The organism is Geothrix sp. (assembly GCF_020622065.1).
GTDB lineage: Bacteria > Acidobacteriota > Holophagae > Holophagales > Holophagaceae > Geothrix.
On the sequence record NZ_JAHRYQ010000001.1, the window covers coordinates 1656370 to 1674346 of the forward strand.

At 65.0% G+C, this 17977-nt stretch carries 19 protein-coding genes; 18 read left to right on the top strand and 1 reads right to left on the bottom strand.

Annotation, left to right across the window (positions count from 1 at the left end; all coding sequences use genetic code 11):
* Positions 1 to 27: 27 nt before the first annotated feature.
* The 18 genes from QZ647_RS07720 to QZ647_RS07805 all read left to right on the top strand — a co-directional run bounded on the left by QZ647_RS07720 (position 28) and on the right by QZ647_RS07805 (position 16918).
* On the top strand, positions 28 to 981 hold the full coding sequence (locus QZ647_RS07720) for a hypothetical protein (protein WP_291271600.1): 954 nt from the start codon (positions 28 to 30) through the stop codon (positions 979 to 981).
* A gap of 42 nt (positions 982 to 1023) precedes the next feature.
* Complete coding sequence (locus QZ647_RS07725; RefSeq protein WP_291271601.1) at positions 1024 to 1875, top strand: hypothetical protein; 852 nt, start codon at positions 1024 to 1026, stop codon at positions 1873 to 1875.
* A 48-nt stretch (positions 1876 to 1923) separates the two neighbouring features.
* On the top strand, positions 1924 to 2721 hold the full coding sequence (locus QZ647_RS07730; RefSeq protein ID WP_291271602.1) for an inorganic diphosphatase: 798 nt from the start codon (positions 1924 to 1926) through the stop codon (positions 2719 to 2721).
* 23 nt (positions 2722 to 2744) lie between these two features.
* Positions 2745 to 3194, top strand: coding sequence for a cache domain-containing protein (locus QZ647_RS07735; protein ID WP_291271603.1), 450 nt, complete (start codon positions 2745 to 2747; stop codon positions 3192 to 3194).
* Positions 3195 to 3266: 72 nt separating this feature from the next.
* Entirely contained in the window at positions 3267 to 3791 is a 525-nt protein-coding gene (locus QZ647_RS07740) for a phosphoglycerate mutase family protein (protein ID WP_291271604.1), read from the top strand.
* Positions 3788 to 4591: a zinc dependent phospholipase C family protein gene (locus tag QZ647_RS07745; RefSeq protein ID WP_291271605.1), complete on the top strand. Its 804-nt coding sequence runs from the start codon at positions 3788 to 3790 to the stop codon at positions 4589 to 4591. Before QZ647_RS07740 ends, QZ647_RS07745 begins: the two co-directional genes overlap by 4 nt.
* Positions 4592 to 4846: 255 nt before the next feature.
* Positions 4847 to 6172 carry a porin gene (locus QZ647_RS07750; protein WP_291271606.1) on the top strand — a complete coding sequence of 442 codons (1326 nt, stop codon included), beginning with the start codon at positions 4847 to 4849 and terminating at the stop codon, positions 6170 to 6172.
* 249 nt (positions 6173 to 6421) lie between these two features.
* A complete protein-coding gene (locus QZ647_RS07755) occupies positions 6422 to 6886 on the top strand; it encodes a hypothetical protein (RefSeq protein WP_291271607.1) in 465 nt (154 codons plus the stop codon).
* Positions 6887 to 6900: 14 nt separating this feature from the next.
* Positions 6901 to 7374, top strand: coding sequence for a CYTH domain-containing protein (locus QZ647_RS07760; protein WP_291271608.1), 474 nt, complete (start codon positions 6901 to 6903; stop codon positions 7372 to 7374).
* 51 nt (positions 7375 to 7425) lie between these two features.
* Complete coding sequence (locus QZ647_RS07765) at positions 7426 to 8991, top strand: DASS family sodium-coupled anion symporter (RefSeq protein WP_291271609.1); 1566 nt, start codon at positions 7426 to 7428, stop codon at positions 8989 to 8991.
* A complete protein-coding gene (locus QZ647_RS07770) occupies positions 8988 to 9704 on the top strand; it encodes a hypothetical protein (protein ID WP_291271610.1) in 717 nt (238 codons plus the stop codon). Before QZ647_RS07765 ends, QZ647_RS07770 begins: the two co-directional genes overlap by 4 nt.
* Before the next feature lie 58 nt (positions 9705 to 9762).
* Entirely contained in the window at positions 9763 to 11052 is a 1290-nt protein-coding gene (locus tag QZ647_RS07775; protein ID WP_291271611.1) for a DUF4010 domain-containing protein, read from the top strand.
* A gap of 83 nt (positions 11053 to 11135) precedes the next feature.
* Positions 11136 to 11774: a hypothetical protein gene (locus QZ647_RS07780; RefSeq protein WP_291271612.1), complete on the top strand. Its 639-nt coding sequence runs from the start codon at positions 11136 to 11138 to the stop codon at positions 11772 to 11774.
* Positions 11775 to 11894: 120 nt separating this feature from the next.
* Entirely contained in the window at positions 11895 to 13229 is a 1335-nt protein-coding gene (locus tag QZ647_RS07785) for a DUF4010 domain-containing protein (RefSeq protein WP_291271613.1), read from the top strand.
* Between the two features lie 30 nt (positions 13230 to 13259).
* Positions 13260 to 14315, top strand: coding sequence for a hypothetical protein (locus QZ647_RS07790; protein WP_291271614.1), 1056 nt, complete (start codon positions 13260 to 13262; stop codon positions 14313 to 14315).
* Positions 14316 to 14549: 234 nt separating this feature from the next.
* The gene (locus QZ647_RS07795; RefSeq protein WP_291271615.1) at positions 14550 to 15395 is read left to right on the top strand and encodes a UbiA-like polyprenyltransferase; all 846 of its coding nucleotides are present in this window, start codon (positions 14550 to 14552) and stop codon (positions 15393 to 15395) included.
* Between the two features lie 60 nt (positions 15396 to 15455).
* Positions 15456 to 16427: a M23 family metallopeptidase gene (locus QZ647_RS07800; RefSeq protein ID WP_291271616.1), complete on the top strand. Its 972-nt coding sequence runs from the start codon at positions 15456 to 15458 to the stop codon at positions 16425 to 16427.
* Positions 16428 to 16438: 11 nt separating this feature from the next.
* Positions 16439 to 16918 carry a polymer-forming cytoskeletal protein gene (locus QZ647_RS07805; RefSeq protein WP_291271617.1) on the top strand — a complete coding sequence of 160 codons (480 nt, stop codon included), beginning with the start codon at positions 16439 to 16441 and terminating at the stop codon, positions 16916 to 16918.
* A gap of 14 nt (positions 16919 to 16932) precedes the next feature.
* Here the strand turns inward: QZ647_RS07805 and ruvB are convergent, their stop codons facing one another.
* Positions 16933 to 17946, bottom strand: a complete 1014-nt coding sequence (gene ruvB, locus QZ647_RS07810) for a Holliday junction branch migration DNA helicase RuvB (protein WP_291271618.1) — start codon at positions 17944 to 17946, stop codon at positions 16933 to 16935.
* Positions 17947 to 17977: the final 31 nt, after the last annotated feature.

Sequence of the window (17977 nt, forward strand, 5' to 3'; positions counted from 1 at the left end):
CGACCCAGCCATAGGGAGGCACGCGTCATGATCAAGCCATTCAGGAACCTGCTTCTGGCCCTGGCGGCCGCGACCTGCGCCCTGGTCACGGCTGGAGACGACCCCACGCCGCTCTTCAAGCGGAAGATCGCAATCCATCCCGCCCCCATGCTTGAAGATGTGAGTGGCCGGGAATACAAATTCCTCGTGGATCCCGCCAAGGCCAAGGGCACGCCGGCGGAGGCCTTCAAGGCGGTCTGGACCCGGGTGAAGGCCGCCGCCGCCAAGGAAGGCTTCACGGTCACCGAGAAGGAGAAGGCTCCGCTCAAGGTCGAGATGACCACGAAGGAGTACCTGGACACGGCCGATCAGGCCCTCTGGAAGCGGGGCTACCTCATCCGCATCACCACCAAATACAAGGCCGGCATCGCCGATGCGAACGGCAAGGTGACCGTGAAGGCCATCCATGAGGAGGTGGCCAAAACCTTGGCCGCGCCCCTGGAAGTGGTGGGGGTCAAGGGTGAGCAGGAGTGCCAGGACAATGTCGGCTCCGGCCCCAAAGGCCAGCTCGTCGGCTACATCGAGAAGGGCGCCAGTTTCTCGGTGCCGCTGGACGACCTCGGGAGCCTCACCCTGGGCGATTTCGGGAAGTACATGCCTGAGCTCCTGAAGCTCGGCCTGCCGGCGGGGACGCGCCTGATTTCGAGCAAGGCCTACTCCTACCGCGTCCGCCCAGGCTATGTGGTATTGCCGGGAACCGAGCCCTGCGGCGTCTCCATGGAAGGCTGGGCGATGAAGGAGGACGGCCCGATCTTCCTCTACGACTTTTCCTACGGCTACGAAGACCTGACGCTCTACGAGAGCCCTGAGACCCACCTCCAGGGCGAGCGGTTCCTGAGCAAGGTCCTGCGCGGCGAGCTGGCCGGCCTGGCGCTTGCCGATGACGGCAAGTGGGGCGGCTCCAAGGTGCGCGTCCTCATGAAGCGGCCCATCGGCCAGTAGCCAAGGGCCCCCAATCACCCCTTTCGAAGGAGAACCCCCGCGATGCGAATGTCGCTCACCCCGTCTCTGCTGCGGACCGCCCTGGTCTGCACCTTCCTCCCCGCCTTCGGCGGTCAGGATCCCGACCTTCTGGACAAGCAGTACGGCACCCTCCAGCAGCCCGCCTACATCAAGCACTACGAGGCGGATAAGGGCGGGAAAGTCCTGTTGAACCCCTACCTCCAGGTGGCCACGAAGGACCACCCCGGCATCCTGGATCCCAAGCACGCGCCGTACAACTGGGTGATTGATGCGGAAGGCCGTGTGGGCATCATCCAGGAAGCTGCCCATCCCCTGGGTCGCACCTACGAGAAGGGCTTCTACCGGCCCGAGGACAAGTCCAAGCGCAAGCCCGGCACCACGGAGAACTACGGGCATGTCTCGGCCCTGGCGGGCGGCATGGGTCGCATCAGTGGCGAGATCCTCTACGACAAGGGCACGAACACCTTCACGGTGAACAACAAGTCGGGCCGATATTCCAAGAACAACGCGGACCGCACCCCCGAGCAGCTGGTGAATGCCGCCGCGCTGATCCGCGAGGTGGTGGATCCGGGTTCCGCCACCTGGGGTCCGGTGTTCTACCTGCTCGAATACGCTCCCGAGGACATCCGGGAGGAAAGCCTGAAACGGCCCGATGTGGCCTATGACGATGCGGCCAAGAAGAGCCGGCCGCACCTCACCGTGATGCCCGCGGCACCAGCGGCTCCCAAGGCGGCCAAGCCCGCAGTCAAAGCAGAAGAGGCCGAAGCCAAGCCCGCCGTCGCCGCATCCAAGGCCCCCGCGCCCAAGGCCGAGCCCGTGAAGGGGAAGAAGGCCAAGAAGCCCAAGGCAGCCAACAACGACGATCCGTCCTGAGGCATGTCCCGACCGCGCCTTCCAACCATTCCATGGAGTTGAGCAGAGATGAGAAAGACACCGCTAGAAAAGACCGTTGCCACCCTGTTCGGACTGGGCCTGGCCCTTTCCACGAGCTGGGGGCTGAGCGCCCTTCCCCTGTCCGGTGCCGAACCTGGGCCCGGGGTAACCCCGCAGGTCTCCGTACTCAAGGGGGAGAAGAACTTCTTCACGGGCTATGACACCCACAATGTGGATGGCACGGTCAACGCCGTGATCGAGATCCCCGCGGGCACCACGGCCAAATACGAAGTCAGCATCAAGACCGGCCTCATCGAGCTGGAGCAGAAGAACGGCGCCCCCCGATTCGTCCAGTACTTGGGCTATCCCTGCAACTACGGCAACATCCCCCGCACCATCCTCTCCAAGCAGAAGGGCGGGGATGGCGATCCCGTGGATGTCCTCGTGCTCGGTCCCGCGATCCCCACCGGATCCGTGGTGAAGACGCGCCCCATCGGGATCCTCAGCCTCGTCGACGGCGGCGAGATTGACGACAAGGTCATTCTCGTCCCGGAAGGGAGCCCCTTCGCCAGCTGCAAGAGTGTGGACGAGCTGGACGCGAAATTCCCCGGGGCGACCACGATCCTGAAAACCTGGTTCACCTCGTACAAAGGGCGGGACAAGAAGGGCAACCTGATCCTGAGTTCACCCGGTTTCAAGGGGCGTGCCGAGGCCATCCGGCTCATCGGGGACGCGGCCCTCGACTACGAGCGCTCCGTGGTCACCGAGGCCGACAAGCGGACCCTGGACGAGAAGGGCAACCCCCGCCTGTACCGCTGGGCCGGCGCCAAGAACCTGGGCGAGTGATCGCCGCCTCACCAGGAGTCCCCATGTCAGTCACCCATTGGCTCATGCCCATCGCCCTGGTCAGTCCCGTCCTGGTGGCCCAGGACACCCGGGAGGTCGAGGCCTTCGTGAAGGAGGCCGTCAGCTACGCCAAGGCTAATTCCCGTGACGCCTTCCTGAACGAAGTGTCGCGCCCCACCGGGCGGTTCAATGTCCAGAAGACGAAGCGGCTCTACCTCACGGTCTACGATCTCGATGGCAAGGTCATTGGCCACGGCAAGAAGACCCAGGAAGTCGGCGGCAACCAGTTCGCCGCCAAGGACAAATCCGGGAAGCTCTACATCCAGGAGCGGATCGGCCTCGCCCGCAAGAAGGGCGGTGGCTGGGTCGAGGAGACGAAGATCAATCCCGCCAACATGCAGACCCAGGTGAAGCGGACCTTGGTCGCTTTCCAGAGCGGTATGGTCATCTGCTGCGGCATGTACGAAGGTTAGCCCGGTCCTCCAGCCAGGCTGATCACCGGGGGGAGCGTGTTTATCGCTCCCCCCTTCCAGTTGGAGGCCCGAGTGCTCCGTTCCCTGCTGCTCACCTTGACCCTCTGCCTCACCCTCGGCGCCCAGGACACCGTGGTCGTATTCCTCCGGCACGCGGAGAAGGCCCACCGGGGCGACACCGCCGTGCTATCGGCCCAGGGCCGCCGCCGCGCTGAAGCGCTTCCCGGCGACCTGGCTGCCTATCATCCGACGGCCCTGTTCGCCTCGAACCTGATCCGCACCCAGCAGACCTTGGCACCCCTCTCGAAGCGGCTCGGCCTTCCGATCCGGGTCTACACGCGGGGAAGCGAGGGCGCGCTCGGCCGGCACCTCCTCATCCAGCATCCGGGCCAGGTCATAGTGGTCTGCGGCCATTCGGACACCCTGACGGATCTGGTGAGCGCCCTGGGGTACCCGGACACCTTTCCGGAGGTCGCGGGATTTGACCGCTTCTGGGTGCTCCGGGTCAAACCCGGCGACGGAACGCCAAGCCTGGAGGAATGTCGACAGCGGCCCCTGCCCCCGGACCCAGCGCCCGCCCAGGAGGCCAAGCCGTGAGGCCGGCGGTCGCAGTCCTTCTGCTGGCCACGGGCCTGCCTCTGCTGCCCTGGGGACCAGAAGGCCATCGATTGGCTGCGGCGGCCTCTCTCTCCAGCCTGCCGCCTGGCCTCCGGAGTTGGTACACCGGGAGGGAGCCAGAATTTCTCCTGGCGGCCTTGGAACCAGATCTCTGGAAAGACCAGGATCCCGCTGAAGTCGGCCGCCATCGGATCTACAGCGAAACCTACGGGGGCGCCACCCGGGTGCCGCTGACCATCGCGGAAGCCCGCACCCAGGTGGGTGCCTGGGCCTTCGAGCAGAGCGGTCAACTCCCATGGGTGATCGCCGAGCGGTACGCCCTCCTCGTAAAAGCCTTCCGGTCGAGGCGACTCGAAGCGGTGGTGACGGCCAGCGGCTGGCTTTGCCATTATGTCGCCGATGCCCAGGTGCCCCTCCACACCACCCGGAACCGGAACGGCAAGCTGACCGGGCAGAAGGGCGTGCACCGGCGCTGGGAGATCGATCTGTTGCGCCAGGGTGTCGAGAACCTCCCCGATCCCCGTCTGGCCGTGGCGCCAGCGGATCTTCACCGTGCCGTGTCCAGTTGGGTGGTCGAGAGCCACGCCCTCGTGCAGACCCTGCTGGCGGCGGACTCGGCGACCCCCCGGCACGGACTCCGAGGGACCGCGTCGGCCGAAGAAGGCCCATGGCACGAACAGAAGGCGGTGGCCGAGCGCCAGCTCCGGCGATCTGGCGAACGCACCGGCGACCTCTTACTGGCAGCCTGGGTGGAGGCTGGGCGCCCTTCGCCACGCTGATACCGATCCAGGGGCCCGCCCTTTCCGCGAGCGGAACCCCGCATGGGGTGTGCGAGATTCCGCGCAAAGCCGAGGCCGCAGTGCGGATGCCAATGTCCTATCTAAAGGTAATCAAAGAAATTAACCTTCTGGTAGAGAATGGCTCGGGGCTTGCTGTTGAGGAATTGGCCCCGGGTCCACGCCAGGGGCGACACATCTACTCCCCCACCGGCAGGCCCGCGTGACCTGCGTTCAAGCTCACCTAGGAGCGAACCCATGAAAGCTCTCCTCTCCCCCCTGGCCCTGGCCCTGATGGCCGGCCCGCTCTTCGCCCAGACATCGGCGGATACGGACCAGCGCCTGTCCGATCTTGAGAAGAAGATCGAAAAGCTGACGAAGCTCGAGACCAGGAAGGACGACGCCAAGGACAGCGGATTCACCGTGAAGTTCGGTGGCCGCTTCCACCTCGATTCCGTCTTCTTCAATGGCAACGAAAACCGTCTGGCGAACGGCACCCAGCTGCGCCGCGCCCGCATCAGCTTCAAGGCCACCTTCGGGAAGAACTGGCTGGGCGAAGGCGACTACGACTTCGCCGACAGCACCGCGTCCATCAAGGACATGTGGATTGGCTACCAGGGCTTCAAGAACACGCTGATCCAGGTGGGCCAGTTCAAGGCCCCCTTCGGTTTCGACACCCTCAGTTCCTCGAACGCGATCTGGTTCACGGAGCGCTCGTACAGCGATGTCTGGACACCGGACCGGCATGTGGGCGTCGCCTACCAGACCTGGGGCGAGCGCTGGCAGACCAAGCTGAACTTCTTCGGCCAGGCCATTGACGACACGAACAACGCGGGTTCCCTCGACGCCAACGGCTCGGATCAGGGCTGGGGCTACGCCGGCCGGTTCACCTTCGCGCCCGTGCTGGTCTCGGAAACCAAGGCCGTGCACCTGGGCGTGGCCACCACCTACCGCAAGCCCAACGCCGACTACAGCACCACCACGCTCACCCCCCTGGCGAGCCTGCAGTATGTGGTGGATCTCTCCGGCCGGCCCGAGGCGGGGAAGATCAGCAAAGCGAAGTTCCTGAACGCGAAGATCTCGAATGTGGACAACTGGAAGCAGTACGGCGCTGAGCTGGCGGGCGTCTGGGGCCCGTTCTCCTGGCAGGGTGAGTATCAGCAGACCAAGGTCTACCGCCGCGCCGCGGTCGGTACTGGCGCCGCGGCCCTGGCCAGCGTGGTGGATCACAGCTTCGCCACCTACTACGGCCAGGTGTCGTGGGTCTTCGGCGGGCAGCGCACTTATGAGGTCAGCGATGGCCTCTTCGGCAAAGTGGTGCCTTCCAAGAACGGCGCCTGGGAAGTGGTGGCCCGCTACAGCAAGATGGACCAGGACGACCTGACGGCCCTGGATGCGGTGAAGGGCGGCGTGGCGAAGAACATGAGCCTCGGCCTGACCTACTACATGAACAAGAACATCCGCTGGATGATGGACTACACGAAGGTGGACAACAACGAGAACGCCAAGCCCAAGGGCGTCTACGGCGGCATCGTGAACGACGACTTCGCCTTCACCAGCCTCCGCCTGCAGGTGAACTTCTAATCCTGGATCCGGCCTGGAGGGGCCATCCATCGCGGTGGCCCCCTCCGCCCGTCTCCGGGAGGCACGAACTCAACCCATCACCCTCTGGCCTCCGGGATATCCATGAGCAAGGCCGCTCCCCTAGACATGCCCCGTTGGGAATGGCGATCCTTCGCTCCGTCCTTCGACACATTCCGACGGGACCACCCTGAGTTGTTGGTCTCGCCAACGGTCACTTCGCAGGATGTCTGCCTCCTGTGCCGGATGAGCATGCACGATGTCCAGATCCAGCAGGGCGCGGTGCGGCTCAAGTGGCGCAAGGAAACGGGACCCGGCGGCTTGGAACTGTGGGATCCGGTCCTCTCCGCCGCCTTTCCCTGCCCGGCAGCGGTGGTGGCACGACTCTTCGAGGCCTGGGGCCTCCCGACCCCGAAGCTGGACCGATCCGAGTACACCCAAGAGCAGTTCCTGGAAACCGTCCGACAGCACACCCCCGAGGTCCGTGCCGTCAGCATCTTGAAGCAATCCGAAATGTTTCAACTGGATGGCGTCAGCGGCGAATTCGACCGATTGACAATCCGCCACGCCAGGGTCGAGTGCCTTTCCGTGGAGCACGAAGATCCTGGCCTGACCCTCCAGGTCATCGCCCGCCTGGGACTCCGAGCGCGAGGCAACACCAGTTACCCGCAGGGACTCAAAGACGCCCTGCGAATCCACCCCATCCCCAGACACTGAATCGGAGCCTCGACATGGCCAAGGAAATCGAACGGAAGTACCTCGTCAACCTCGCCGCCTGGAAACCCCAGGGCGAAGGCACGCATTTCAAGCAGGGCTACCTGAACTCGCAGAAGGAGCGGGTTGTGCGCGTGCGCATCGAGGGGACGAAGGCCAAACTCACCATCAAGGGCATCACCACGGGCGTCACCCGCGCCGAGTTCGAGTACCTGATCCCCGGGGAGGATGCCGCGATCCTCCTGGACAACCTCTGCGAGCAGCCGCTCATCGACAAGCACCGCCACAAGGAAGTACACGGGGGAAAGACCTGGGAGATTGATGTCTTCCATGGCGAAAACGAAGGCCTGGTGGTGGCCGAGGTGGAGCTGGCCTCCGAAGGCGAGAAGATCATGCTGCCGGACTGGGTCGGCCAGGAGGTATCCAGTGATCCGCGCTACTTCAACTCCAACCTCCTGAAGCACCCCTTCAAGAACTGGACCAAGGCCTAATCCCTCTCCCGCGGGCCACCCCATCGGTGGCCCGCACTTTCAGGTTCCGGCATGAATTCCGAAGCACGACCCGCCAACGCCTCGCCCACCCTCCAGGAGCTCCTGGACATGGAGAAGATGACACTCTCCTCGAAGGTGAGGGAGGCGCAGAGCCCCACCGAACAGTGGATGCGCTACCTGGGATTCCCGGGCGGCATCCTGCTGTTCCTCCTCATCTACTACCTGCCCGCCGGCGCCGGCCTGAGCGCGTCGGCCCAATCCGGCGCGGCCTGCTTCATGCTCGCCCTGGTCTGGTGGGTGACTGAACCCTTCCCGACCTATGTCACCTCTCTCGTCCTGATGTTCCTGCTGCTGGTGACGCGCACCTCGAACGCCAAAGCCATCATGGATGTCCTGGGGATGGAGGTGATTTGGCTGAACCTGCTGGCTTTCATCCTGAGTTCCATGCTGGTGAAGACCCGCCTGGCCAAGCGCATGGCCCTGTGGCTGGTGCTGCGCTTCGGCCACAAGGCCAGCTGGGCCCTGCTGGCCTTCGTCGTCCTGCAGCTGGCCCTCGCGCCGCTCATCCCCGCCACGGCCGCCCGGTGCGTGATGACCCTGCCCCTCATGATCGTGGTCGCCACCATCTATGGCTCCACGGAAGCCACGCCGAACGCCTTTGGCAAGAACATCATGCTGCTCAACCTGGCCTGCATTTCGGTGCTCTCGTCCATCACCATGACCGGCAGCTCGGCCAACCTCATCGCAGTGGGTCTCATCCAGAACATGGGCGGGCACCGGGTCTACTACATGGACTGGATGCGTCTGGGCGCGCCGGTGGCCATCGTCACCATGCTGCTCATGTGGATCCTCGGGCAGAAGCTCCTCTTCCGCATCCGGCCCGAAGACCAGGTTCCCCAGGTGGAGGGCGGGCTTGATCTGGTCCGGGAGCAGTACCGGGCCATGGGCCCCCTGAGCTTCCAGGAGAAGAAGGCCATCGCCATCTTCAGCATGGTGTTGTTCCTATGGATGACCGACATCTTCCACATGCGATGGTTTGGCGTGGAGATCAGCGCGCCCTTCGCCGCACTGCTGGGGGCGGTGATCGTGCTCTTCCCCCGTTGGGGCATCCTGTCCTGGGCCGAGGCGGACATTCCGTGGCACCTGTTGATCTTCAGCGCGGGCGCCTACGCGGGCGGCCTGGCCCTGGATGACACGGGGGCAGCCGAGTGGGGCGTCCGGATGCTCTTCGGGGGGATGAACCTCCAGGGGGTGCCCTTCGGGATCACCTACACCGTGGTGATCTCCGTGATGATGTACAGCCACCTGCTCACCACCTCGAAGACCGTCCGTACCCTCATCATGATTCCGATCATCATCACCCTGGCCAAGGCCCTGGGCTGGAATCCGCTGTCGCTGGCCCTTCCTGCCGCCCTCTGCATCGACTGGGTGGTGGGCCTGCCCATCAGCGGCAAGCCGAATGTGATCCTCTTCTCCACCAACCAGTTCACGGTTTCGGACAATTTCAAGTACGGCATGCTCACCTGCACCCTAGGAGTGCTGATCCTGGTGATCTCCGGGGCCACCTGGTTCCACTGGCTGGGCATCACGCCCGCGTTCTGGGCGGTGGCACCATGAGGATCCTTCGGCTTCTTCCCTTCCTGGCGCCCTGCCTGCTGATGGCCACGGACATCCAGTCCTATGTGGTGCGGCTCCACGCCGACGAACAGGGGACTGGCCAGGCCACGGCCACGGTGGTCCTCACGGGCGCAATGCCCGGCACGCTCAGCCTGCCGCTCGGCTTTCCCTCCCCTGAGAATCCGCGGCTGGTGGAAGCGCCAGCCGGCGTGGGCCTGGAATGCGGGCCGCGAAACGGCATGACCACCCTCCGGTTCCACCTGCCCGAGGGCATCCCGGACACGGCCACCCTGCGCGTCGCCTTCGAGGTGAAGCGGGCCATCCAGGAGGTTCAGCTGGGGCCGGGCGAGCGGACCACCCTCCCGGCAAACAGCCGCCTCTTCCGGCATGCCTTCGTGAACTCCCAGGAAACCGCCATCGGGAGCTACCGGTTCGAATTTCTCTTCCCGGAGGACATGATGGCCCAGGCCATCCGCGAGCAACTGCCGAAACTGAAGAAGGCAGAAGTCGGCCCCCGGGTGCTGCTCACCCAGCTGGACGGGCATCAGGCCGCCATCTTGCAGTTCACGGGCCTTCGTCAGGGCGATGACACCTCCATGGTCGTGGAGGTGGTGCCAAGGCGCCGGTCCTTCGGCTGGCTGATCGCCGGCATCGTTCTCGCGGGGCTCTACCTCGTCCACTTCAAAGATCTCGTGTCCAGGAAGCGGTCCTAGCCCGATCCCCACAACCGCGATCAACCCGCAGCCGGCCCCGGCCGCCTTGGAGCGTCATTTGTTCCCACCCCAGTTCACCCCTTTCCTCCTCACCGTCGCCATCAGTTCGCTGATCGGCATCGGCCTGCGCGAATACTACGAGCAGGAAGGAAAGCGGGACACCTTCGGGACGGTCAGGACCTTCATCTTCCTCGGGCTGCTGGGTCACATGCTCTACCGGATCCCGGTCATCGGCCCCTACGCCTTCCTGGTGGGCATGGTGGTGGTGGGCCCCTTCCTCCTGATCTACTACAACCACAAGGTCAGCCAGCAGAAAAGTCCTGGTCTCATCGGCGTGCTCATCGCCCTCCTCACCTACAGCGTGGGCCCGGTGGTGATCCACGAGCCGCACTGGTACCTCGTCGCCTTCGCTGTCACCATTCTCTTCGTGCTGCATTCCAAGGGCCGCATCCGGCAGTTCACGGACCGGCTGGAAACTGGCGAAGTCGTGACCGCCTGCAAATTCCTGGCGATCGCCGGCGTCATCCTGCCCCTGATCCCGGCGGTACCGCCCACGGATGGCCTGGGCGGAAAGATCTTTGCCGTGCTTCCCGTCGGACCGCATCAGATCTGGATGGCCGTGGTGGTGACCACCGCCATCTCCTACTTCGGCTATGTGTTGCAGACCTACCTCTACCCCAAGAAGGGCCTGCTGCTGACGGGCCTGATCGGGGGGCTCTATTCCAGCACCATGACGGTCCTGGTGATCTCCAAGAAGACCCGTGCCCACGGCCACCAGGCCCGGGAGGCCGCCGCGGCCATCATGCTGTCCACCCCCACGATGTACCTCCGCATCCTCTTCCTGGTTGCAGCCTTCATGCCCCTGGGTGCCATCCAGCTCGTGCCGCCCTTCCTGATCTTCTCCCTCATGGCCGGTGCCTATGCCTGGTGGCTGCGCCGTGGCGGAGCCCCCGCCACCGATCCAACTGAGGGTGACGAGGTCGTGGAAGTCAAGGAGCGCAACCCGCTTGAGCTGAACGCCGCACTGCTGTTCGCCCTCATGTTCGTCACCGTGTCCCTGGTCACCAAGTTCGTTCTGCTGCGCTTCCAGGAGCTGGGGCTCCGGATGCTCTCCTTCCTCGTGGGCGCTTCCGACATCGTCCCCTTCATCGTGTCAGTCCTGCAGGGGAACCTCGGCATCGGCACGCACCAGATCCTCCAGGCCATCGTCATCGCCACCGCCTCGAACAATGTGATGAAGACCGCCTACACCTTCGCCTTCGGTCACCGCCAGACCGCCCGCCTCACGGCGCTCGGCATGGCGGGGATCGTCGGCCTCTCCTTCCTCTACGCCGCCGTTGCCTTCTAGGCCCGGCGGCATCTTCCCGCCCCTGCCCCCAGGGGCACCCGCCCTGGATGGATCTCCCATCCACCCCTCACTGGAGCAACCCCATGTCCGATGTGTTTGCCAAGAACACTGCCACTTCCGCCGAAGACGCCCTGAAGGTGATTCCCCGCGCCGAGTTCCGGGTCTTCGGGCCTGGCATCATCGAGTTCGTGAAGGAAAAGATGTGGAACGGCAAGACCGTCCTCTTCCAGGCCCGCCGCATGCCGAAGGAGACCTACTTCCTGAGCGCGAAGACGAACGACGCCAATGTGAAGGTGCGCGACGGCCTGCTGGACATCAAGACCAAGGTGGGCGAGACCCCCGAAGGCTATGAGATCTTCCAGCCCCGCGGGAAGTTCCAGTTCCCCGTGAAGAAAGAAGATCTGGCCACCATCCTGTCCCACCTCAAGGTCGAGATGGTCCTGGACAAGGAGGTCTACACCATCGATGAATTCATCGCGATGGCCCGCAAGCACCCCGACCTGGTTCCCGTGGCAGTCGAGAAGATGCGCTACGGATTCACCATTGACGGCATCATCTGCGAGTACGCCCAGGTCTGGTTCAACGGCGCCATGGTGGAATCCGCCTGCGCGGAGAGCGAGAACTACGATGGGATGCGCCAGGTGATCGAGGGCCTCGGCATCTGTGCCATGCCGAACACCAACTACCTGAAGGCGGCCAAGCGCGTCATGGGCATGGAATAGCTTCACCCCACCTCCATGCCCCACCCCGGGGCGGCTTCGGGGGGAGCCGCTCCGGGGCCTGCATAGGGACCCTTCCCCGACGCTTGCCCCTTCCTCCTGTTCCACCGTCCCGGAGTCCCCATGCTTCCACCCCAGGTGGCGCCCTTCCTGCTGACCCTCGCCATCAGCACCCTGATCGGCATCGGTCTGCGGGACTACTACGAGAGCGAAAAGAAGTTCGACACCTTCGGCACAGTTCGGACCTTCGTCTTCCTCGGCATGCTGGGCTTCATGCTCTACCAGATCCCCGGGGTCGGCCAGATCGCGTTCCTGCTGGGCATGGCCGCGGTGGTCCCCTTCCTGCTGGTCTACTACAGCAACAAGGTGCACCAGAAAAAGAGCCCCGGGCTCATCGGTGTGCTCATCGCCCTGCTCACCTACACCACAGGGCCCGTGGCACTCCACCAGCCCCACTGGTTCCTGGTGCTCTTCGGCGTCTCGATCCTGTTCATCCTCCATTCGAAAGGGCGGATCCGCCAATTCACCGACCGGCTGGAGACGGGCGAGGTGGTCACCGCCTGCAAGTTCCTCGCAATCGCCGGAGTGGTGCTGCCGCTGATCCCGAGCCTGCCGCCGACTTCCGGGGCCATGGGCCAGATCTTCACAGTGCTGCCCGTGACCCCCCGGCAGATCTGGATGGCCGTGGTGATCACCACGACCATCTCCTACCTGGGCTATGTGCTCCAGACCTACCTCGTCCCCCGCAAGGGCATGCTGCTGACGGGCCTGATCGGCGGGGTCTACTCCAGCACGGTGGCCGTGCTGGTGCTGGCCAAGAAATCCAAGCGCCACCCCGGGCACGACCAGGAGGCCGCCGCAGCGATCCTGCTGGCGGTCTGCATGATGTACCTGCGCCTCCTGGTGCTGGTCTCCATCTTCCGCATCAGCTCAGCCCTCCAGGTGGGACCGGCGCTGCTGGTGCTTGCGGGCCTGGCCGCCGGGTACGCCTTCTGGATCCGCCGAGACCAGTCAGCGGCAGCGGTCACCCCCATTCCCGAGGCGATGCCCGTGGAAGCTCCTGGCGAAGGCCCCACACCCGCCGAGGGTGAGGAGCCGGCCCTGCACAAGAACCCCCTGGAGATCAATTCGGCCCTCTTCTTCGCCGTCATGTTCGTGGCGGTCTCGCTGGCCACGAAGTACACCCTGCTCTACTACAAGGGCATGGGCCTGCGCATGCTGTCCTTCCTGGTGGGCTGTTCCGACATCACGCCTTTCGTGGTCTCGGTCCTGCAGGGCAACCTGGGCATCGGCACTTCTCAGATCCTGCAGGCCATCATCATCGCCAGCGCCAGCAACAACCTGCTGAAGGTGGCCTATACCTACATGTTCGGAACACGGCACACCGCCAACCTGGCGGCCATGGGGATGATCCCCCTGGCGGTACTCTCGATCCTGTATTCCGTCTTCTTCCTGTGACGCCGCGACCCCATGCCCGACAGAGATGCCATGCCCCACCTCATGCGCCTGATTGTGTTCATGCTGTTGGCGATGGGGGTGGCGCGGGGTGCCGTCCCCACCTTCCGTGTGCTCGCCAAGGGGAGGACACCTTCCTTCGCGAAGGAAGGCCCCCGGCGTCAGGATCTCAGCGGCGCCGTCTGCGTGGATGGAAAGGCCTACCTGGCCTACGACGGAGGGCTCAACTCGGAGCACCCGGAGATCCGGGTGGCCAACCTGGACCGCCTGGAGGAAGCGGGCGTCGTCCTGCCCCGAGTGGTGCAGCAGAAGGACCTGGAGGGCATCACCTTCCAGACGGGCCAGTTCTATGTGCTCTCCAGCCAGGCCCAGGCGGACGAAGACACCGAGTCCTACCGCTTGCTGACCTCCTTCACCCTGGATCCCACCCGGAGGTTCGTCCACCAGGAACGCGCCACCGTCATCCGCGACTTGCTGCTGGAAGGCCTCAAGAGCCTCCCCGACGAGCATTGGTACTCGAGGGTGGCCGCCACCTTCGGCGTAAGGGGCGGACTCAACACCGAGGGCCTCTCCTGGGTTCCGGAGCAGCCGGAGACCCTGGTGATCGGCCTGAGGTCGCCACTGTATGGCCCCGCTTTCGGAGACCCCACCTTCGGCAAGGCCTTCGCCCTGAACCACGGCAAGGCCCTCCTGGCCTTCGTCTCGAAGCCGTTCTCGGATCGGCCCGGGGTGCGGATGCAGCCGATCGACCTGGATGGCCACGGCATCCGGGACATTCAATATGTGCCTGCCCTGGGTGCCTACCTGGTGATCGGCGGACCCGTGGACAAGGCCGCAGGCTACTCCCTCTGGCTGTGCTCGCTGAAGGGGAAGACGGAGCGCATCTGGTTTCCTGAATTCGAAGGGCTGTGCCGCCCCGAAGCCGTTATGCCTGTTCCTGGGACGAACGAGGTCTACCTCTTCAGCGAAGAAGGAGGTGCCCTCTGCGAGGCACCCGCCTACACCTACCTCCGCCTGGCCTTCTCCGTCGGCGAACCCCCAAGACCCCTCTCATCCCATGAGTCAGGGCAAACGGGCACCCCCCGATAGTGCGACGAACGACCCTTCATCCAACCGGAGACATGGCCCCCGATTCACTGGATCATGTCTCCCATGGATAAGCCGGCGGATCACTCCAATCACCCCCAGAATCCCGCTTCATCCGGGAAAGTGCACTCGGATGACGAAACCGGACCGCCTGAAGCGGGTTCGCGCAGCCTTCGCATGCTTTCATCTCGAGAAAACAAATCAGCTATTTACAACCAATGTATCGAACTGCTCGACATGATCAAGTTCGAGCACACCGTGTTCGCCCTGCCCTTTGCTTTCCTGGGGGCGTTGGGGGCCGCTCAGGGAGTGCCGCCGCTGAAGACCATCCTCTGGATCCTGGCGGCGATGGTCGGCGCCCGGACGGCGGCCATGACCTTCAACCGGCTGGTGGACGCGGACCTGGATGCCGAGAACCCGCGGACGGCGGGTCGGGCCCTTCCCGCCGGCCGGGTCTCCAAGGCCGGGGCCATGGCGCTGATGGGCGCCGGCATCATCCTCTTCGGCTTGGCGGCCGGCGCCCTCGGCCCCCTCACCTGGGCCCTGTCGCCGCTGGCGCTGATCATCATCCTCGGCTATTCCCTCTGCAAGCGCTTCACCACTTGGGCCCATGTGGTGCTGGGGCTGTCGCTGGCCGGGGCGCCGCTGGGCGCCTGGATCGCGGTGTCGGGCCGGATCGAGGCCCCGGCCCTGTGGCTGTCGGCCGGCGTACTGGCCTGGACCGCGGGGTTCGACATCCTCTATGCCCTGCAGGATGAGGGCTACGATCGCTCGAAGGGCCTCCACTCCGTACCCGCGCGCCTGGGGACCTCGGGGGCGCTGGCGCTGTCCCGCGCCCTCCACGGGCTGGCCCTGGTGGCCTGGGCCCTGTTCAACCTCCAGATGGGCAGCCATGCCCTGCCCTGGCTCGGTTGGGCGGCGGTTGCGGCCATGCTGGCCCGGGAGCAGTGGCTGGTCCGGGGCGGAGACCTGTCCCGCATCGACCAGGCTTTCTTCACCCTGAACAGTTTTGTGGGGCTCGTGTTTTTCTTGGGCCATGCTTTGGAATGGTGGCTTTCAAAGTCGATGCTGGCTCCGATCTAGATCGTTCGTTGTAAGAAGACGATTCGATCCTCGACGGCTTCCCAGGTATGCTGGGATTCCATGTCCAGCCAACCGCCCGAACGCCGCCGCGCTGTGCGCTCCAGCCGCCCCGATTCCGTGCGGTGGCTCACGGTCATGGTGGTCTTCAGCCACCGCACCTTCCGCTGGTCGCTGACCCGCCAGACGATGCTCTGGGTCCTCGGCTGCGTGGCCGGCTTCTCGGCCCTGGCCATGATCGGCTCCGGTTACGGATTCTGGGCCACCAAGAAGATCATGAGCTTCGGCCGCCTCCAGCAGGAAACCCAGGAACAGCAGCAACTGATCCGGTCTTCCCTGGACCAGGCCCAGGCTCTGGAAGCCGAGGTCGCCACCCTCCGCCAGCAGCACACGGAACTGCTCAAGCTGCTGGACCCCAAGGCTCCGGCCACCTCGCCCCTCCCCGCCCCGCCGAACCAGCCTGATTCGACGCCACCGCCTCCAGGGGCCCGGGAACGGCTCTCCCGGCTGCGCCAGGATCTGGATTACACCGCCAAGCAGGCCGCGGTCGTGCGCGCCCGCATGGCGCCCGTGCTCCGCTCCTGGAGCCACACGCCCTCCATTCCGCCCACGGCCGGCTACATGAGCTCAGGCTTCGGTGTCCGCGTCAGCCCCTTCTCCCGGGGCAACGAGACGGGAGACGGCCTGCTGGGCTACCACTCGGGCATCGACATCAGCAATGTCCTGGACACCCCCATCCAGGCCACGGCGGATGGCGAAGTGGTGGAGGCGGGGTGGATGGATCGCTACGGCTGGGGCGTCCGCGTGCGCCATACGGATGACCAGGAAACCCTCTACGCCCACATGAACCACCTGAATGTGAAAGTCGGGCAGCAGGTCTCCCGGGGAGATATCCTTGGGACCATGGGACGCTCGGGCAATGCGACCGGCGTCCATCTTCATTACGAGGTCCGGCGGAACGGGAAAGCCGTGAATCCCCAACCCTACCTTCGCCTTCAGCGGCAGTGGCTGAAGGCCCTCGGCAAGCCGTCCTGAAGGAGCGCCCCATGGCCGTCTTCCGCAGCAGCAAGTCCAAATCCGAAGCCGCCCCCGCCATCCATTCCCTGCTGGGCAAGGAAGTGACCCTGACCGGCGAGATCCATACCGGTGCTCACAGCCTCCGTGTCGAAGGGGTGGTGGACGGGATCATCCACTCCACCGGCGAGGTGTCCATCGCCCCCAACGGCCTGGTGAAGGGCACCATCTTCGCGAAGCACCTGGTGGTGACCGGCCGCGCCGAAGGCACCATGAAGATCACGGATTGCCTGGAGATCCACGGCACCGGCTTCGTCGAAGGCGATGTGGAAGTGGGCTCCCTCGTCGTCGACGAGGGGGGCACCCTCCAGGGGGTCTGCATCCGCAAGGACCAGACCCGGAATCTGGATGCCGGTACCGGCAGCGGCGTGAATGGCGCGGCCAAGGGTGGGGTCCTGCCCCTCTCCAAGCCCGGGGACAAGGATCTCAAGAAGCTCGAGAGCAAGTACTGATCCGCAGCCCTGGTTCAGCGGAACAGGGGCCCCGGGTCCGAGTTCACGCCGAGGTAGGCATAGGCTGCATCTGTGGCCTTCCGGCCCTGCGGGGTGCGGTCGAGGAATCCCACCTGCATGAGGTAGGGCTCCACCAGATCCTCCAGCGCGCCGTCGTCCTCGCCCAGGGCCGCGGCCAGCGTCCGCAGGCCCACGGGCCCGCCCCGGTGCTTGTGGCACAGGGCCTGGAGGTAGTCCCGGTCCAGGGCGTCGAGGCCCAGGTCGTCCACCTCGTGCAGCTTCAGGCAGGCCTCCGCAGCGGCGGCGGTGATGGTGCCGTCCCCTTTCACTTCCGCATAGTCCCTGCAGCGCCGCAGCAGGCGGTTGCAGATGCGCGGCGTCCCCCGGCTCCGGCGGGCGATGGCCTCGGACCCTTCGGTAGCGAGGTGGATGCCCAGCAGGTCCGCCGACCGGCGGGCAATGATGGCCAGGTCCGCGCGGGTATAGAACTCGAGGCGATGCACCATGCCGAAGCGGTCGTGGAGGGGTTTTGAGATCAATCCGGCCCGGGTGGTGGCCCCCACCATCGTGAAGGGCCTGAGGTCCACCTTCAGGGTCTGGGCGCTGGGGCCCTGCCCGATGAGGATGTCCAGCTTGCGATCCTCCATGGCCGCGTAGAGCATCTCCTCGATGGGGGCGGACAGGCGGTGGATCTCATCGATGAACAGGAACTCGCCGGCCTCCAGGTTGGTGAGGATGGCGGCCAGGTCGCCCTTCTTCTCCAGCGCCGGAGCCTGGATCACCTTGCAGGAGGCGCCCATTTCGTTGGCCAGGACATGGGCCAGGGTGGTCTTCCCCAGGCCCGGAGGCCCGAACAGCAGCACATGATCGAGGACATCCCCGCGCTTCTTCGCGGCCTGCAGGGCGATCTCCAACCTGACTTTAACCTTAGCCTGGCCGATATATTCCTGAAGTCGCTGCGGCCGCAGCGAGTATTCAATGGGGTCCTCCTGGCCGGTGGAGGGATCGAGGTCGGGGTGCCGGTGCATGACCTCTATTCCCTCACGGGACTTCCACTTG

Coding starts and splice junctions, on each gene's coding strand:
- QZ647_RS07720 (WP_291271600.1), top strand. CDS start 28: ATGATCAAGCCATTCAGGAACCTGCTTCTGGCCCTGGCGGCCGCGACC.
- QZ647_RS07725 (WP_291271601.1), top strand. CDS start 1,024: ATGCGAATGTCGCTCACCCCGTCTCTGCTGCGGACCGCCCTGGTCTGC.
- QZ647_RS07730 (WP_291271602.1), top strand. CDS start 1,924: ATGAGAAAGACACCGCTAGAAAAGACCGTTGCCACCCTGTTCGGACTG.
- QZ647_RS07735 (WP_291271603.1), top strand. CDS start 2,745: ATGTCAGTCACCCATTGGCTCATGCCCATCGCCCTGGTCAGTCCCGTC.
- QZ647_RS07750 (WP_291271606.1), top strand. CDS start 4,847: ATGAAAGCTCTCCTCTCCCCCCTGGCCCTGGCCCTGATGGCCGGCCCG.
- QZ647_RS07755 (WP_291271607.1), top strand. CDS start 6,422: ATGCACGATGTCCAGATCCAGCAGGGCGCGGTGCGGCTCAAGTGGCGC.
- QZ647_RS07760 (WP_291271608.1), top strand. CDS start 6,901: ATGGCCAAGGAAATCGAACGGAAGTACCTCGTCAACCTCGCCGCCTGG.
- QZ647_RS07765 (WP_291271609.1), top strand. CDS start 7,426: ATGAATTCCGAAGCACGACCCGCCAACGCCTCGCCCACCCTCCAGGAG.
- QZ647_RS07770 (WP_291271610.1), top strand. CDS start 8,988: ATGAGGATCCTTCGGCTTCTTCCCTTCCTGGCGCCCTGCCTGCTGATG.
- QZ647_RS07780 (WP_291271612.1), top strand. CDS start 11,136: ATGTCCGATGTGTTTGCCAAGAACACTGCCACTTCCGCCGAAGACGCC.
- QZ647_RS07785 (WP_291271613.1), top strand. CDS start 11,895: ATGCTTCCACCCCAGGTGGCGCCCTTCCTGCTGACCCTCGCCATCAGC.
- QZ647_RS07790 (WP_291271614.1), top strand. CDS start 13,260: ATGCCCCACCTCATGCGCCTGATTGTGTTCATGCTGTTGGCGATGGGG.
- QZ647_RS07795 (WP_291271615.1), top strand. CDS start 14,550: ATGATCAAGTTCGAGCACACCGTGTTCGCCCTGCCCTTTGCTTTCCTG.
- QZ647_RS07800 (WP_291271616.1), top strand. CDS start 15,456: ATGTCCAGCCAACCGCCCGAACGCCGCCGCGCTGTGCGCTCCAGCCGC.
- QZ647_RS07805 (WP_291271617.1), top strand. CDS start 16,439: ATGGCCGTCTTCCGCAGCAGCAAGTCCAAATCCGAAGCCGCCCCCGCC.
- ruvB (WP_291271618.1), bottom strand. CDS start 17,946: ATGCACCGGCACCCCGACCTCGATCCCTCCACCGGCCAGGAGGACCCC.